This window comes from Desulfovulcanus ferrireducens (assembly GCF_018704065.1).
In the GTDB taxonomy this organism is placed as follows: domain Bacteria; phylum Desulfobacterota; class Desulfovibrionia; order Desulfovibrionales; family Desulfonatronovibrionaceae; genus Desulfovulcanus; species Desulfovulcanus ferrireducens.
Genome location: NZ_JAGUQP010000001.1, coordinates 50595 through 66968, shown reverse-complemented (window position 1 = coordinate 66968; position 16374 = coordinate 50595). Strand labels below are relative to the sequence as shown.

Annotated in this window: 14 protein-coding genes and 2 tRNA genes; 6 read left to right on the top strand and 10 right to left on the bottom strand. The window is 39.3% G+C overall.

What is annotated here, in order from left to right; translation table 11 throughout:
- Positions 1-240 precede the first annotated feature (240 nt).
- The 3 genes from KFV02_RS00310 to KFV02_RS00300 all read left to right on the top strand — a co-directional run bounded on the left by KFV02_RS00310 (position 241) and on the right by KFV02_RS00300 (position 1464).
- Positions 241-314 (top strand) — tRNA-Gln (locus KFV02_RS00310).
- A 13-nt stretch (positions 315-327) separates the two neighbouring features.
- Positions 328-405, top strand: a tRNA-Glu gene (locus KFV02_RS00305).
- 555 nt (positions 406-960) lie between these two features.
- The gene (locus KFV02_RS00300) at positions 961-1464 is read left to right on the top strand and encodes a hypothetical protein (RefSeq protein ID WP_252379537.1); all 504 of its coding nucleotides are present in this window, start codon (positions 961-963) and stop codon (positions 1462-1464) included.
- Positions 1465-1831: 367 nt separating this feature from the next.
- Here KFV02_RS00300 and KFV02_RS00295 read toward each other — a convergent pair whose 3' ends face one another.
- Positions 1832-2287, bottom strand: coding sequence for a hypothetical protein (locus KFV02_RS00295; protein ID WP_252379536.1), 456 nt, complete (start codon positions 2285-2287; stop codon positions 1832-1834).
- A 405-nt stretch (positions 2288-2692) separates the two neighbouring features.
- Complete coding sequence (locus tag KFV02_RS00290) at positions 2693-3040, bottom strand: hypothetical protein (RefSeq protein WP_252379535.1); 348 nt, start codon at positions 3038-3040, stop codon at positions 2693-2695.
- A 630-nt stretch (positions 3041-3670) separates the two neighbouring features.
- Between KFV02_RS00290 and KFV02_RS00285 the strand changes: the two genes are divergently transcribed.
- The 3 genes from KFV02_RS00285 (at position 3671) to KFV02_RS00275 (ending at position 6424) form a co-directional block, all read left to right on the top strand.
- Complete coding sequence (locus KFV02_RS00285; RefSeq protein WP_252379534.1) at positions 3671-4636, top strand: ABC transporter substrate-binding protein; 966 nt, start codon at positions 3671-3673, stop codon at positions 4634-4636.
- A gap of 109 nt (positions 4637-4745) precedes the next feature.
- Complete coding sequence (locus KFV02_RS00280; RefSeq protein ID WP_252379533.1) at positions 4746-5633, top strand: ABC transporter permease; 888 nt, start codon at positions 4746-4748, stop codon at positions 5631-5633.
- A complete protein-coding gene (locus KFV02_RS00275; protein WP_252379532.1) occupies positions 5630-6424 on the top strand; it encodes an ABC transporter ATP-binding protein in 795 nt (264 codons plus the stop codon). Before KFV02_RS00280 ends, KFV02_RS00275 begins: the two co-directional genes overlap by 4 nt.
- Positions 6425-6667: 243 nt before the next feature.
- Here the strand turns inward: KFV02_RS00275 and KFV02_RS00270 are convergent, their stop codons facing one another.
- The 8 genes from KFV02_RS00270 to KFV02_RS00235 form a co-directional block, all read right to left on the bottom strand.
- Positions 6668-6835 (bottom strand): hypothetical protein, encoded by a 168-nt coding sequence (locus tag KFV02_RS00270; RefSeq protein ID WP_252379531.1) that lies wholly within the window; start codon positions 6833-6835, stop codon positions 6668-6670.
- A 203-nt stretch (positions 6836-7038) separates the two neighbouring features.
- Complete coding sequence (gene ablB, locus KFV02_RS00265; RefSeq protein WP_252379530.1) at positions 7039-7884, bottom strand: putative beta-lysine N-acetyltransferase; 846 nt, start codon at positions 7882-7884, stop codon at positions 7039-7041.
- Positions 7874-9193: a lysine 2,3-aminomutase gene (gene kamA, locus KFV02_RS00260; protein WP_252379529.1), complete on the bottom strand. Its 1320-nt coding sequence runs from the start codon at positions 9191-9193 to the stop codon at positions 7874-7876. The genes ablB and kamA overlap by 11 nt, the downstream gene beginning before the upstream one ends.
- Positions 9194-9219: 26 nt before the next feature.
- Complete coding sequence (locus KFV02_RS00255; RefSeq protein WP_252379528.1) at positions 9220-9942, bottom strand: amino acid ABC transporter ATP-binding protein; 723 nt, start codon at positions 9940-9942, stop codon at positions 9220-9222.
- A gap of 179 nt (positions 9943-10121) precedes the next feature.
- A complete protein-coding gene (locus KFV02_RS00250) occupies positions 10122-10775 on the bottom strand; it encodes an amino acid ABC transporter permease (protein WP_252379527.1) in 654 nt (217 codons plus the stop codon).
- 259 nt (positions 10776-11034) lie between these two features.
- Positions 11035-11835, bottom strand: a complete 801-nt coding sequence (locus KFV02_RS00245; protein ID WP_252379526.1) for an ABC transporter substrate-binding protein — start codon at positions 11833-11835, stop codon at positions 11035-11037.
- Positions 11836-13526: 1691 nt separating this feature from the next.
- Complete coding sequence (gene uvrC / locus KFV02_RS00240) at positions 13527-15335, bottom strand: excinuclease ABC subunit UvrC (RefSeq protein ID WP_252379525.1); 1809 nt, start codon at positions 15333-15335, stop codon at positions 13527-13529.
- A complete protein-coding gene (locus KFV02_RS00235; RefSeq protein ID WP_252379524.1) occupies positions 15313-16086 on the bottom strand; it encodes a hypothetical protein in 774 nt (257 codons plus the stop codon). Before KFV02_RS00235 ends, uvrC begins: the two co-directional genes overlap by 23 nt.
- Between the last annotated feature and the right edge of the window lie 288 nt (positions 16087-16374).

Below are 16374 nucleotides of genomic sequence, written 5' to 3'. Positions count from 1 at the left end.
AACTACTGCTCAAACAAACCAAACACGGAGCATCAATTAATGTAGTTATTTAAAGCCCATCCAATATTTTTTTTACCCAGGGCATTTTTTTTAAAAATTGCTTGACAGTTTCGAGCCCTTTATCTATTAACCCCTTTCTCCGGTTGACGGATGAACTCAATTTGCCTGCACCTAGACAAAAAAAATGAAAAAATTACTTGACATACGAGACGGATAAAAATAAAAATACTGTCTCTGCGTTGGGGGATCGTCTAGCGGCAGGACGACGGGTTCTGGCCCCGTTAACCAAGGTTCGAATCCTTGTCCCCCAGCCATAAATATATATGCGTCCCCATCGTCTAGCCCGGTCCAGGACATCGGCCTTTCACGCCGGTAACGGGGGTTCAAATCCCCCTGGGGACGCCAAATAAAATCAAGGCTTTATGAAAGTCTCTCGAAATCAAAACCTTCGGGAGGGCCAAAAAAGGGCCAAATTACGTTTTTAGAGTAGAGAAAAAACGATAAAAGGGCTTAGGAAAATTTACCTAAGCCCTTTTTTATTAATTTTATCAAAATTTTTCTAAATTCCACCCTTTTAGTGTCTCAAACTTGCCCCACAAAGAACTTCTTTATCCTTCTATTTTTAAAGACAAAAAGTGACACGAATTTGCACATGATTTTTTGTTTCTCCTATCGAATTGGCATGGCCATTACAAATATCCAACTTATAACTGATGCAGTACTGGATGACATGGGCCACGACTTCTACCTTATAAGGCTGAAAGAATAACCGGTTCCTAAAGAAACTTCTCTCTTGACCTACTCCGGACACCTTGACAAACTAATCTAATACAACTTCGTTACCTCAAACAGCTGATAAAACATCTATCCGATGGTCGAAAAAACCAAATTGCTTCCATATACTAACTCAACATGGATATAATTCAAAAGGCTGAGTCTCCAACCATAAACGGAGGTAAGATGCAAGAAGAATTTTCTCTTCTCATTGATGAATCCATTCAACTTGAGCATAACATTGCTAAACTATATACTATATTCCATGCTACATTCCCAGAGGATGCTGATTTCTGGTGGCAATTGGTGCTCGAAGAAAAGAACCATGCCGCCTTAATACGGGCAGGGAAAGAGAGTTTTGCGCCTATAGGCAAATTTCCTGTAGAATTGTTGTCTTCATCACTTCAAAAACTGAGAGATGCTAACAAAAAAGCAGTTGCACTTGCCAGAAAATGTCTAGACACTCCTCCATCAAGAGAAGAAGCTTTTAATATAGCTCTTGAATTTGAACAATCGGCTGGAGAAATCCATTTTCAGCGCTTCATGGAGAAAAAAACAGATGTACAACTTATTAAAATTTTTCAGAAGTTGAATAAAGATGACAAAAATCATGCTACAAGACTTCGTTCTTATATGGAAAAACACGGTATTCGTATTAGAAAACCTAATGATGATGCTTTTAGGCGGTAAGCAGCCAGTTACGGCAATCCAACTTGATTATAGTTGCTGAACACTTGTGGTTAGAACGGTCAGGATATTATCTTTACGATTAGGTTGGGGTCTGGCAGTTACAAAATCTTGGGCACAATCGTAAAGCCTAGCAGAAAAAGGCCCCAAATCTCTCAAAAACTTTTGGACAAGGCCATGAAAACAATAAACTTGGACACCAGTTCGAGTTACTTTCTAAGATGGTTTTGATTTTTTTCAGCCATAAACAACGGCCAATTCATCCTTGGCAACTAATCATGCGGAACGCAACACAATGGCCAATTCTTCTTCTTTCTCTGCTTTATCTTAGTGTAGTGGAACTATTGAAACCAAACAGATAATATAAGCTTTATCCCCCAACATGTGACAAGATATATACATTCCAATCTTCATCTTTCATTGAACCTTGCTTTAACGATTCCTCAGCACGAATTTCTCCTTCCTCTGTTAAATATAAAAATGCCTGTCCTCCTGCGATAAAAGGATCAATTGATGCTAACAAAGTCTCCATTTTATCTGTATGTTTATTTTTTGATTTTATATTATATATTTCTACATCTGGCTTGTTTTTGATATACCCTCCATTACTAAATTTCACTATATAAAAATCATAATCAAAAATAATATCTGTTGGATGAATATCTGATAGAAGACTCTCAAAAGTTTCAATAGACCAATGTCCAATTATCTTATCATATCCAAATTTTTTCGAACTGTTTTTAAGGTTAGTAATTAGAACTAGTATTATGAAGAAGACCAGAAGAATAACTGTAAAAGAGTCGAGCTGGCTATTCTTAATTTTCATAATTTCTCCATGTTTTCACAAAATAAATTTTCAACTCATTTTATTTCCCTGAAATTATTAGGTTAATGGTTTTGTGAAAAAAATATCTTGCTCGACAGTTTATGTCAATATGGAAAAGTTAAAAAATGAACTTTGTTAAAAAAAATTGCTCGACAAAAGACTTGCCCCATGATCACGACTCACTTTTAAAGCTGCTGGAGAGAGCGTGGGACAAACCTTGACGGAAAGGAAAACTGAATACCTAAGGGTGGGGAAGTTACGAAGCATTTAGCAGTGAAGTCATGAAATATTTAGAGACCAAAGTTTAAAACTGAGTTTTGATTCTTGTTTCATATTTTTTTCCGCCTTTACCCGAGCCTGGACTGTCTAAATTGTTCAAATAGAGGATATACGGCAAAATCCCTGTTATTGAATACAGTAGGTACTGACTTGTAATGCATCCCATGATTCGGCATTTTTGCCATATTCTCGAACTCTTCCAGATACAATCTGTCCTCCGCGACCAACGTCTTCGATGTAAGTAGTGATTACCCTTGTTTCACCATGACTATTTTGTACAATAAATTTTGCCTTTAAAGTTTTGCAATAAGGCCCACCTGACACACGGCCTCCCAACACCAGATGATTGTTAGACAACACTACATTAACATTTGTAAAAATATACTGCTTATCCATTAAAGTATTTGTTCTAGCAAAAGTATCTAGAGATGATATGACTAAAAACAATACTAATGTAAAAAATATTGTTTTCATACTTTAAATATTCCTCCCATTGTTTATATATACTTAATTAGTTTGCAGCAGATATAATAGCTAACTTCTTCAATTCAAAAACATCAAGGGAAATATGCTAGCGCTCAAAAAATCATCTAACTTCAATATTCTTAGCCATCTCTTAAGCATGTGTTATCAAAATTTCTTAAAGACATGACTTTTTTTCTATCCCACATTTTCAGCTATGAAACAATATTATTTACAATTTTTACAAAATGCTAACTATTTACGATTAAAAAAGTGGACATTTATTGTTACAATCAAAAATAGTTAACTATATTTGAAACTTACAACATAATTCTATTAACAATATATCAATAAAAATATAAAATCAATATTTGGTAAAAAATAAATAATATTATCTATGCCATTAACAATTAGCTTAGCACCTCAATCTGACTATGCAAGAAACATCAAAAACAAAAATTTTGACAAGTCGATGAGGCTTGCCTGAAAAGGCTTGGCCATTATTCTTCACGTGTCGGTCGAAAAGGAAGACATGACGGGCTATATTGAACAGGTTTACGCTTTTAAAAATCTGTTGTAGAGAATACTGGTTCGCTTGCTTGGGAAGCGTTCTAATAACTTAATTTATAGTAGGAGATAGATATGAAAAAAATACTGTCATTACTCACTGTAATCTTAACTCTTGCGTCACTAACCATGGCCCAGGCCAAAACGTACACTATTTCGGTTAACCAGTTTGTGGAGCACCCTGCCCTGGATGCCGTTCTCAAAGGGTTTCAAGACTACCTCAAGGAACAAAATATCAAGGTAAAATATCATATCCATAATGCCCAGGGCAACATGGCGACAGCCAATCAGATCGCTCAGCAGATTGCAGATGAAGATCCGGATTTGGTTTTGGCCATTGCCACTCCGTCTGCCCAGGCCTGTGCACAAGCCATCAAAAAATCTCCCAAACTGCAAAACACCCCCCTGTTGTTTTCGGCCATAACAGATCCGGTAGGAGCAGGACTGGTAAAAGACCTGAACCGGCCAGGCAAAAACATCACCGGTGTTTCTGATCTATTACCTATAGACCAACACCTGAAAATGGTTAAGATATTCTACCCTAATCTTAAGCGACTCGGGGTAATTTATAATTCCGGTGAAGCCAACTCCAAAACCCTCGTTCGTCTCATCCACGAACAGGCCAAAAAAATGGGTTTTAAGGTAGAGGAAGCCACTGCTTCTAAAACCAGCGAGGTCTACCAGGCAGCCAAAGGGCTTGTTGGTCGCGTAGATGCTATTTATATCCCCACAGACAATACAGTTATCTCCGCAATAGAATCAGTTGTCAAAGTCTGCATCCAGAACAAAATCCCTCTATTTGCCGGTGACGTGGATTCCGTAGCCCGGGGAGCTGTTGCAGCTATGGGTTTTGATTATTACCAACATGGTCGCCAGACCGGTGCCATGGCCAAGCGTATCTTTATGGGGGCTGTCCCAGGTGAAACACCTGTTGAAACCCAAAAGGATCTCAAGCTTCATTTAAACCTAAAAGCTGCTAAAAAAATGAACGTAAAAGTGCCTGAGGAAATCTTGAAAGCAGCTGATAAGATTTACGAGTAAGAGAGTCCGTAAAAAAACACTAGGGGCGAACAGCACTTCGCCCCTTTATAAATTTTACCATAATTTAGGAAACCTAACATTAACCACAACCACCCAACACTAACTTAATATGACCTGGTACGCATTTATCGGAGCCATTGAACAAGGCTTTGTTTATGGAATAATGGTCCTGGGGGTCTACCTGACCTTTAGGATTCTGGATTTTCCGGATCTGACAGTTGACGGTAGTCTCCCCCTGGGAGCTTCGATCTCTGCTGTTGCTATTACCCATGGAGTAAACCCTTTTTTGTCCCTGGCTCTGGCTATGGGTGCAGGGTTTCTCGCCGGAATGGTCACAGCCATCCTGAACACCAAGCTGAAAATTTTGCACCTTTTGGCATCTATCCTGACAATGATTTCCCTTTATTCCATAAATATCCGTATTATGGATGGTCCTAATGTTTCCCTACTGGGAGTAAACACTATCCTGGATCCGTTTATCTCCATGGGCATCCCCGGGTATCTGGCCGCCCCCATAATCTTTGGGGTAATTTCCATCTCAATCACTCTGCTTATCATCCTATTCATGTATACCGAACTCGGCCAAACCATGCTCGCTACCGGAGACAACCCGAAGATGATCACCAGCCAGGGAGTGAACACTCATTCGATCATAATCCTAGGTGTAGGACTTTCCAACGCCCTTGTTGCTCTAAGCGGGGCTCTCATAGCCCAAAATCAGGGTGCTGCGGATGTAAATATGGGGGTTGGCACTATTGTAGCTGGTCTTGCCTCAGTCATAGTCGGGGAAACCGTGTTTGGAAGCAAATCCATTCCACGAGCCTGTTTTGCGGCTCTGATCGGTTCAATTATCTACCGTTTGGCCATTGCCCTTGCCTTGGGACTTAAATTGGGCAATTTTTCATTTGCCCCAAGTGATCTCAACCTGATCACAGCTATCTTAGTCGTCCTGTCTCTGACCACCCCACAGCTCAAAAAAAGATTAATCAAAAAATGATAGTCCTTAAAAATATCACCAAATACTTTCATCGAGGAAGCATCAATCAAGTCCTGGCCCTGAACAACATAGACCTGCGGATAAACAAAGGGGATTTTATCACTATTATCGGCTCCAATGGGGCTGGGAAATCCACCTTGCTCAACTGTCTAGCAGGAAGTTTCTTTCCAGACCATGGGAAGATAGTTCTCAATAATCAAGACATTACCCAATGGCCAGAATACAAGAGAGCCAAATTTATTGGTCGTGTCTTTCAAGATCCCCTGCTCGGGACCTGTGCATCCATGAGTATTGAACAAAACATGGCCCTTGCCCTTAGAAGGGGCAAGCCACGTACACTAAGCCTTGGGGTAAAGGATAGAGACAGAGAACTGTTCCGGGAACAACTGAAGAAAATTGGACTCGGTCTGGAAGAAAGATTGCAGGACAAAGTTGGGCTACTGTCAGGCGGCCAACGGCAGGCACTGACCATGCTCATGGCCACCATGGTCAGGCCTGAGTTACTTCTCCTGGACGAGCATACAGCGGCCCTGGATCCGAAAACCGCACAACAGATCCTGGAACTGACAGAAGAAATTGTTAACACTCAGCACCTGACGACCCTGATGGTCACCCACAATATGAACCAGGCCTTACGCCTAGGAAACCGCCTGATCATGCTCCACAGAGGAGAAATCATCCTGGATATTCAGGGAGAAGAGAAACAAAATCTCAAGGTGAACGATCTTTTAGCAAGGTTCTATGATCTAAGGGGTGAAGAATTCTCTTCGGACAAGATGCTACTGGTTTAGTTCCAATAAAGACACTTCCACACAATAGACTCTCTACTAAGTTACAAAACAATTACACGTCTATTTGGAAAATTGAAGAATTTACTAATAGGCAGATAACTAAAGACTTACAGAAAATGTCAGAGCGACTTTAAGCATTAGAGCAGCATAATAGTGTACATACTATAACTTCGAAATAAATCGGCTACTTTAATAACGTCAATCCTATTTGCTCCAAAAATTCAAAAAGCATTTCCTAATTGTTTAGTCTTTTCCGGTCAGAGCTGATCTTTTGAAGAAGTAATACCAATCATCCTTGTATTCTTGATTATATGCAGCAAGACGTTTTTGAATAAACTTCCAGGACCTTGTAACTATACTAAAGAAACAAGAAGCTAAAATAAGTCCTGTGAAAAATAATCCTATTTCCATTTTACCCTCCCTCCGCACTTCACTTAAAATTTACTCTTAACCTTGAGTGTGTATTTTCATAATAAACCTCTTTCACAAAAAATCAACCCCAAATCTTTAGTTATTTATTTCACATAACCTTCATCGCCTATTGAAATTTTCTCTCCAAATATAAAGTCCAATATTCTTGTTTTCAGCAAAGGAAGGAGTGTAATTAAATAATTTCATACTGATGCAAGATGTTTATACCACACATTCATGCTCTCCAGGGTCCCGGCAATATTAGTATTGTTCACCAATGTACCCCCAAAATCATAACCTGATTTGGCAAAGGCTATATTCATCCCAAAGGACACAGACCTGGCAATAGTAAATGCTGTCTTTATATCAAACTTGTGAATTTCTCTTTCCATATATTGAAGGAGAAAGCCGGCCAATCCCTTGCCCCGATATTGTGGAAGTGTAGCAAAATCCGTCATCTCAGCATTTTTACCAGACATATCCATTTCAGCAGAGGATAGTGCAACAAGCTTCTGGCCGTCTCTTATCCCATAATAACGCACGTTGCTGTACATTGTCTCCCGAATATAACTTGGGTCAAAAATGGGAAATGGATATGTAGCAAAGACTTGTTTGTACAGCTCGGACATCTCCTCAGCATCTTTTTCTCGCATCAAAGAACAGTAGAATTTAGAGGGAATAGGTTTACTATCTGCATCTCTTGATCTAGCCTGTGCCGCTTTCAAAACTTCGTTTATCCTTTCCTCATCCCGTGGTATTTTTCTATGTTTGGCAAAATACTTACCCATAAAGTAAAAGTCATTCTGGCCACAATAAAAACGTGGTACAAAAGCCTCCGCTTGAAAGCCAAATTCTAAAAAAGTATCCTTGGCATAATCTGGTACTTTGGCAATAATTTTTGTGTATCCTCTCTTCTTGGCAAACCTGTCTATCTCATCAACTATCCATGGAAAATCCTCTTGAGTTAGCTTGATAAGATATACTCGGTTGCTCAAAGGACCATGGTGAACAAGTGACTTTCCAATAGTAGATATTTGATCAAGCGTCATGGCTTCTCCGCATTATTCTTTCATTATTTTCCGGAATGAGGCTACATGTCTCATCCCAATCAGAGATAAGCTTTTCAATCCCAATAGCCTTATGTTCCTTAGCGTCTTCAAACTTAAGCTGCAGATTACAGCTTTCACAATCCAGGTTGCAATCTGTTGTTTTGAAATGTTTTGGTTCCGTGTAGGTAGTAATAACGCCTTCATAATTACGTAAGACCACCGTATTGATCCCCCAGGAAATAATGTAGTTGGGCATGATCGGAATTTTACCTCCGCCACCTGGTGCATCAATAACATAGGTTGGCACTGCAAAACCGCTGGTATGCCCCACAAGACTCTCAATAATTTCTATTCCTTTGCCCACGGGAGTACGAAAATGGGAAAGACCTTCAGACAGGTCGCATTGATACATATAGTAAGGCCTTACTCGATTTTGAACCAACTTATGAACGAGTTTCTTTATCAATCGAGGGCAATCGTTTACACCTGCCAAAAGTACGCTCTGATTACCTAGCGGTATACCTGCGTCAGCAAGTTTTGCCAGGGCCCGCCTGGATGATTGGGTAATTTCTCGTGGGTGGTTAAAGTGAGTATTAATCCACACCGGGGTGTGTTTTTTTAATATATCCACCAAATCGTCCGTAATCCTATATGGTAATACAACAGGTATCCTGGTCCCAATTCGAACAACTTCCACATGTGGAATTCGCTGGATCTCTGTCAGAAGCCAATCTATCTGCTTATCGGGAAGCATCAACGGATCTCCACCGGAGAGAAGCACGTCCCTTACCTCTGGTGTATTTGCAATATAATCTATCCCCTTCTGCAATTCTTTTCGCCCGGGCACGTAATCGCTATCTCCCACCTTGCGTTTTCTGGTACAATGACGGCAATACATAGCACAGGTATTGCTTACATGAAAAAGTACCCTGTCCGGATAGCGGTGGGTAATTCCTTGCACCGGGCTATCCTTATCCTCGTGCAAAGGGTCGGCCATGTCATATTTTCCAATTTCCAACTCCCGTGGTGATGGAAAAGCCTGTCTAAAAATAGGGTCATTAGCATAGTCCTCCACATCGATAAGAGAAAGGTAATAAGGAGTGATCGAAAGAGGGAATTTCTCAACTGTCTTTTCGTATTGTTTCTTTTCATCTTCGCCAAAGGAAATGTCCAAGAGCTTTTCGACAGTATCAACATCTTTGATTGAATGGGTCAGATGCCATTTCCAATCTGTCCAATTAGATTTATCGCTTTCCTTATTAATTTTCTCTGCAATTTTTTGCTGTTGATCTGTATATATCTTTCTCATTTTTATTTCTCCATTGCTTATAGTTATTATAAGATTTGACTTAAAAACTCCCGAGTGCGTTTTTCCTTGGGTGATTCAAATATTTCAGAAGGGGGGGCCTGCTCCACAATTTCACCTTCGTCGATAAAGATCACTGTATCAGCTACTTCCCGAGCAAAACCCATTTCATGTGTTACCACGACCATTGTCATTCCCTCATCAGCAAGATCACGCATAACCTTCAACACCTCGCCCACAAGTTCCGGGTCCAAAGCGGATGTGGGTTCATCAAAAAGCATGACATCAGGCTCCATGGCTAAGGATCTTGCTATGGCTACTCGCTGCTTCTGTCCGCCAGAAAGCCTACTTGGATATACATTTTCCTTCTCGCTCAGGCCAACTTTATCTAAATAATACCTCCCTAACTCTATGGCCTGGGCCTTAGGTATTTTCTTCACTTGCGTAGGCCCTTCTATAACATTACCAATTACGGTCATGTGAGGGAAAAGATTAAAATGCTGAAAAACCATTCCGACTTTTGTACGCATGGCATTAATCATTTTCTCATCATTCTCGATGACCTGACCATTTATTTCAACTATACCTTTTTGGAAAGGCTCCAAAAAATTAATGCAACGCAAAAAAGTGCTTTTTCCAGAGCCACTAGGACCGATTATAACCACAACATCAGACTTCTCGACCTCCAGGTCTAAGCCTTTTAATACATGGTGTTTTCCAAACCATTTATGTAAATTTTGTACCCTAATCATTTTCTTCCTCCTAGACTTGATGCGAACGTAAAAAATCGCATTCTAACTTTCTGACTATATTATTTCCTGGATTTTCACTAAAGATGACATAACGAGTCCCAACTAAGATGGGTCTCAAAGCATGTAATAATAGGAGCGTCTATTCATAAAAAAATTACTTTTTGCATAGTCATCATGATTTAGTTACTTACGTTCAGACGAGTTTCTATCTTGTGAAAAAGCCAAGAAAAAAGTCCAGTGTACAAGAGATAAAAGAATGCAGCTATGGACAACATTTCCATCATCATGAAATTCGATGATGCCAACTGCTGTGATTTGAGCAAAAGTTCATTGATGGTGATTGTACTGGCCAAAGAGGAATCTTTCAAAGCGATAATGAATTGATTTCCAAGCGGAGGTACGGCCCTTTTAAAGGCTTGAGGTAAAATTATACGCACCATCGCCCTGGCGTGAGTCATACCTAAAGAACGAGCTGCTTCCATTTGTCCATTTGAAATGGATAGGATGGCACCCCGAAAAATCTCTGCAATATAAGCCCCGTTGTGAACACCTAAAGCGAGAACTGCAGAAGTAATCGCTTCAAGACCAAGTACTCTTCTCATTCCATAATATATAAACAATAATTGAAGTAAAAGAGGAGTACCTCGAATAAGGTAAATGTATGCTTTGGCGGGCATGCTGAAAATTATGCTCTTTGATATACGGGCAAATGCAGTACCAAGTCCAAGAATTAAACCAAGTAAAATACCTAGTACAGTCACTTCAAGAGTCATTAGTGCTGCAGGTAAAAAATAAGGAAAGTATTTAAAGAATACTGAAAAGTCAAAATACATAATGACTAGCCTTTATTTTGATAATTTTTACAGATTGAAAGACGAATAAATATATTCTTACAAGGATGGACAAGCGGTTTGGCTTAAAAAATACGCCAAGATGAGACCCCTTCGGGGTATGGGGGGAACCTCGCATTGAGGCGAAGGCTTTAGAGGGCCCTGAAGGGGCCTATAGCGGCGTGTATGCCGAACAAACTCGGTTTTCATTACTAGCTGTTACCTGACCATGCCGCTGGGCGACATGGTCAGCTCAAAAACTTTACTTGGTAGTAACATCAACATTAAGCCATTTTTTACTTATTTTGGACAATGTACCATCTTTATGCATTTCTGAAATAATTTCATCAACGGCCGACAGGAGCGCTTTATCATCTTTACGAAAAGCTACCGCAATATCTTCGCTGCGCAATGGACTTCCCAAAAGCCTAATATTGAATTTTCCACTATTCATGGCCGTAACCCCAACAACTCTGTCAGTTATAACTGCATCGATAACACCGTTATTCAACTCTAACAGTGTCTGAGTGTCATCCTTGTAAAGCTTGATATCTTTAGCTCCTAACTTTTTGGCATCGTTCTCGAATGTAGTCCCGGTGACCACTCCTATAATCTTCCCTTTCAATTCCTGCGGAGAAGTATACGGAGATTCTTTTCTTACCAAAAGCTGTGCTCCGGAATAATAATATGGAGTTGAAAAATTTACTACTTTTAAACGTTCCTCTGTAACAGCCATACTTCCAAGAATACCATCAAAAGCACCAGCACGAAGACCTTCTATAATTCCGCTCCAGTCAGTAGTGACTGGCTTTAACTTTACTCCTAAACGGTTAGCAACTTCTCTAGCTACATCAACATCAAAACCAACCAGCTCGTCTTTATCGTTAAAAAAATTAAATGGTGGATATCCGCCACTCATTGCAAAACTAATTTCTCCTTTTTCCTTAACACGACTTAGCGAGTTTTCCTGCTTCTTTTCTGCACAACCATAAAAAAAGAAAATCGAAACAAGAAATGAAGCTAGCAACAAATAAACCAATTTATTCTGAATAATTTTATTCATAGTACATCCTTTTTCTATTTCAAATTTATTTAAAATAAATAATTTTACTATCTCTATTCAAAAAATAAATCACGACTATATCATGTCAGCATCCACAAAAAAACTTCATGGTTTTGGTTTACACCACTCCAATAGGTATCACCTCCCTTTTTACAGGAACAAACACATTATTATAAAGATAACAGCAAGCAACTATAATATTTTTACTGCCTGCCTTACAAGGACGCTCATTTAGCTTGACGACCTGAGAAAGGTCATGCCTGTAAAAAATCAGAGTCAACTTATTGTTTTTTAGGACAAATATTAGCTTCCACGCCATCAAACACAGACAACACTACTTTAAAATATTCACCCAAAAGCAAAACTAAACTCAAACTAATATCTTTAAAAACAAAAAAGCAAAACCAAAGCTATTAACGGCATTTTCTATCTAACCTTAAAATATTAATATTCTTAATATAAAAATCACAAAACAAAAAATATTTTAGATAATAAAAAGTACAATCTAAATTTCATTATCAGTTTATATAGTCTTATTTTTTTGATTTTTTTTTAAAAAATCAGCATCTTTCTCTTTTTGAGGAGGGAAACTATATTCCACAAACAATAAACATTGTCAAGTCGCCTTCATTTTATGCAATAAATGTATTAGATATTGTTAATTTAAGAGTATTGTTTAAAACTTTTTATTTAAAAATAAATTACTATATCGACTTTTATGCAAGAATTAAATTTAAAAATATTTTACTATGCATTAAAAATAAATTACCTATACTCATTTGAAGTATTTTAAGGTAAAAAAGCCTAAAATTTCAAACGGTTACCTTAAAAAGGGAAGGGTATGTACTAACTTTATATACTAGAGTCTGTGGCTGAACCTTACTCTGAGGACAAATTTTAATAATTTTTTTCAACCCTAATTTCTTTCATGCTGGTGCAAATGCCTGGTGGTGCATCCGATGGCTGCACTTGGGTTGAGTTGTTGAGCAATTGAGAGGTTGACTAGGCAGGAAGCTCAGTGGATATGGAATTCCGCAGTAGAATTTTCCTCTGATTACCGCCAGATTCTTGATTATTACCACAGCAAAGAGGAGCTGCACAGGTTTGATTGCTTAATTACGACAGTGCTAAATATGAACAAAAAATAAAGCAGATACAATGCCAAAATTTAGGCTTCTCAAAAATCAGTACAAATAGCGGATGAGCCCCTTGTTCATATTTATTGAAAACCTGGGAGATTTTTTTCTGCTAAATACTCCGATCCAAAAATATTTTTCACTACTCGTCATTCTGAGGGAGCGAAACGACCGAAGAATCTCCAACGTAGCGAACCAGATTCTTCGCTTCGCTCAGAATGACGTAATTAGAGGGGCGCATTCGCTAGCTGCACCAACCACGTCAAATGTGGAAAAATTGTGAAATAATATGATAAAATTTTAGCATAAAAAGGTAATCCGGGCTCATCTATCAAAAAATAATAAGGCTCATGTGGGAGAAAATTTGGTGGCGGTGCAGACTGCGAGTGCACCCTAATTAGAATAACTGGCGGGGTGCATTCCATACTTGCTTCAGAAAAAAAATTTCGACGTATAGACGATTTTTTTTAAAATATAACAGGATACAGGGCTTGAAGAAGCTAAGGATAAGGAGGTCTGATAAATCTAAAAACTCATTTTACACGAATCTTAAATTCACGAAACATGACTCTGAAGTGCTGAAAATATTTTCCGGGCCTTTTTTGGACCAAACCCAGGCAACTTGGCTAGCTCATCCTCACTGGCTGCATAAATAGCCTCCAGACTCTGAAAATGGGTCCATAACAGTTTAGCTGTTTTAGGGCCAATACCTGGCAAATTTTCCAGCTCGCTTTTAAGCATATTTTTTTTACCCGCCCGCCGTAAGCTGAACAAAACAAAACGGTGTGCTTCATCTCTGATTTGTTGTAAAAACAACAGCTCTCTACTTCCCGGAGAAAGAGCCAAAGGATTTTTTCGACCAGGAACAAAAACCTGGTCAAAGAGTTCCCCTGCTCTTCGGGTCGGTCCTTTGGCAATAGCAGCAACAATAAACAATCCATCACAGTCATGTCTTTTCAAGGCTGTAAGCACTGCATTTAATTGTCCTTTCCCCCCATCAATAAGCAAAAGATCAGGCCAGGGAGGTCCGGATCTTACTCTTCGCTCAATAAATTTGGCCAGGGCGAGATAGTCATCACTGGTCCCTTCCAGTTCCGTAAATTTGTATACTAGGTATTCATCTCTTTTGGGGCGACCATATTCAAAGACAACCATACCGACGCGCATGCCCTGCCCGGATAGATGAGATGCATCAATGCATTCTATACGTTCAGGCTCAAATCTTAACCCAAATATTTCGGCCAGCCGAAGAGATAAGTCAGCTGCTTTTTTCCTCTCCACGGCCTCGATACAATTCTGCCTGGCCATGTTTATAAGTTGTTTAAGCTTTTTATCTTTAGCACTTACTAGGCGTACTTCTTTCCCTTTAAGTTCAGTCAACAGTTTTTTTATGGATTTATCCTTAGCTACTACAGGCAAAACAATTTTATCGGGAATAAACCTTGTGGGCCCGTAAAACTGGATTAAAAAACTAGTCAAAACGGCCTCTGTTTCCTCCTGCTCAAACTGAAAATCCGGCCAATAAAAACTTCTGCTGTCCAAAACCCGGCCCTGACGAACAAACAGCACGCCTATCCCCAGGCCTGTTTCATGAGGGACCAAGGCAAAAACATCAAAATCTCCTCCCTCGGGCAGAACGACCGCCTGCTGCTCAATAGTCTTCTGAACAGCGCGAATCTGGTCTCGAAGCTCAGCTGCCTTCTCAAAATTTAACTCTTCAGCCGCCTTGTGCATCTCCGATTCCAGATTCTTAAGTAAGTCATGTGACTTTCCAAATAAAAATAGTTCTACCTGACGAACAGCCCGGGCATATTTTTCAGGAGATACTGGCAAACAACAAGGGGCCAAACAACGGCTGATGTGATATTGCAGACAAGGTCTAACCCTGTTTTTGAATGTCCTGTCCGCGCATTTGCGCAGCTTAAACAATTTATTGATAACATTTAGGGTCTGGCGGGCTGAACGGGCTGAAGTAAACGGACCAAAGTATGTTGCACCATCCCGGCCCACCTTGCGCGTCAACCTGAGGGTGGGAAAAGCGTGTTCTTTATCCAGTTTAAAGAGGATATATTGCTTGTCGTCACGTAAAACAATATTGTACCGAGGCCGATGCTTTTTGATAAGGCTTGCCTCAAGCAGCAGGGCCTCCTTTTCCGTATTGGTACATAAAAAATCAATGTCTTTGACCTTGGTCATCATGACCCTGGTCTTAATAGGCAATTGCTCAGGGTCTCTAAAATATGAACTCAATCTTTTACGTATATTTTTGGCCTTGCCTACATAGATAATTTTGTTCCGGGCATCCTTCATAAAATAGACACCCGGACAGGTGGGAAAATCTTTATTTTGAAAACTCTCTGGCATATTTGCTTATTTCTTCTAATATCCTCTTTATTTCCTGTTTATTCCTTTTAACCAGACCACGGGCAAATCTCTTTACCAGCTTAATAGTTTTATCATCACGTGCGAGATCCGGATATCTTTTTAGTTTATAATCTGAAAAAATCAGTTTGTCTAAGAGCAGGTCTTTATCAAGACTGTATTTCATTGGGGCCCCGGCAATCCTTTCCTTTTCTATTTCCTCTACATTCATTCTCTTGACAAATTGCAACACATCACTGGGCTTTTGATAATAATTAATTTTCTCTATCTTTTCATTTATTTCACTGGCCCATCTTTGTAAAAAATTATAATTGACGGTCACCAATTTTCGGCCTTTAATAACTGTATCTTCCACATGCTTTCCATATGTGTACTCTTCAATCGCCTTCGCCAAAGTTTGGTACACGTACACCAAAAGTTTTGCATATCTGGACTTGATGGTCAGACCGGCAGGAATGGTAATCCCTAGTCGCCAGTCCGGGTCAAAGTCCAAAGGGAATTCAACGTTTAAATACCTCCAAAAATTTTCTACTTCTTTTCCTTTTAAAAGAAGGAAGTTTAAACTCTTGGCTGCCTGCTCAATTCTTTGAGCCAACGGCCTTAGCTCACGGACCTTTTGTTCAAATAGACTGATCTCATGCTCTATACCTTTTCTACGCCCAAAAAAGGTATCTGCGGCTTCCTTTAAGGTATCTTCAATAAGTTCGTCTGCTAACCGACTGATTTTTTTCATAAAATTACAGGGGTTGAAAATTAAGGCTATTCATGTTTGACACGTGTTCTTTGTTAATGACATTGCCTGAGCAAGTGTATCTACAAAAATAAGTAAAAATAAGTCAGGGGACAAGCCAAGTGCCGTGATATCCAGCACACAATCTTTAAAGAAAAATTGGCCCAAAAACTTCTTGCCAGTCACAACCAGAATACTAAACGACATAAAATTTTGAAGTACAAGCCAATGTTTAAGTCATCTTTTTTAAGTCCACAAACAAAGATAAAATGTAAAGCCTGTCAGCAGCCC

Bases quoted from the DNA above. Each gene is read 5' to 3' on its own strand.
- KFV02_RS00300 (WP_252379537.1), top strand. From the start codon at position 961: ATGCAAGAAGAATTTTCTCTTCTCATTGATGAATCCATTCAACTTGAG.
- KFV02_RS00255 (WP_252379528.1), bottom strand. From the start codon at position 9,942: ATGATTAGGGTACAAAATTTACATAAATGGTTTGGAAAACACCATGTA.
- KFV02_RS00270 (WP_252379531.1), bottom strand. From the start codon at position 6,835: ATGGAAATAGGATTATTTTTCACAGGACTTATTTTAGCTTCTTGTTTC.
- KFV02_RS00285 (WP_252379534.1), top strand. From the start codon at position 3,671: ATGAAAAAAATACTGTCATTACTCACTGTAATCTTAACTCTTGCGTCA.
- KFV02_RS00290 (WP_252379535.1), bottom strand. From the start codon at position 3,040: ATGAAAACAATATTTTTTACATTAGTATTGTTTTTAGTCATATCATCT.
- KFV02_RS00235 (WP_252379524.1), bottom strand. From the start codon at position 16,086: ATGAAAAAAATCAGTCGGTTAGCAGACGAACTTATTGAAGATACCTTA.
- uvrC (WP_252379525.1), bottom strand. From the start codon at position 15,335: ATGCCAGAGAGTTTTCAAAATAAAGATTTTCCCACCTGTCCGGGTGTC.
- KFV02_RS00280 (WP_252379533.1), top strand. From the start codon at position 4,746: ATGACCTGGTACGCATTTATCGGAGCCATTGAACAAGGCTTTGTTTAT.
- KFV02_RS00245 (WP_252379526.1), bottom strand. From the start codon at position 11,835: ATGAATAAAATTATTCAGAATAAATTGGTTTATTTGTTGCTAGCTTCA.
- KFV02_RS00250 (WP_252379527.1), bottom strand. From the start codon at position 10,775: ATGTATTTTGACTTTTCAGTATTCTTTAAATACTTTCCTTATTTTTTA.
- ablB (WP_252379530.1), bottom strand. From the start codon at position 7,884: ATGACGCTTGATCAAATATCTACTATTGGAAAGTCACTTGTTCACCAT.
- KFV02_RS00295 (WP_252379536.1), bottom strand. From the start codon at position 2,287: ATGAAAATTAAGAATAGCCAGCTCGACTCTTTTACAGTTATTCTTCTG.
- kamA (WP_252379529.1), bottom strand. From the start codon at position 9,193: ATGAGAAAGATATATACAGATCAACAGCAAAAAATTGCAGAGAAAATT.
- KFV02_RS00275 (WP_252379532.1), top strand. From the start codon at position 5,630: ATGATAGTCCTTAAAAATATCACCAAATACTTTCATCGAGGAAGCATC.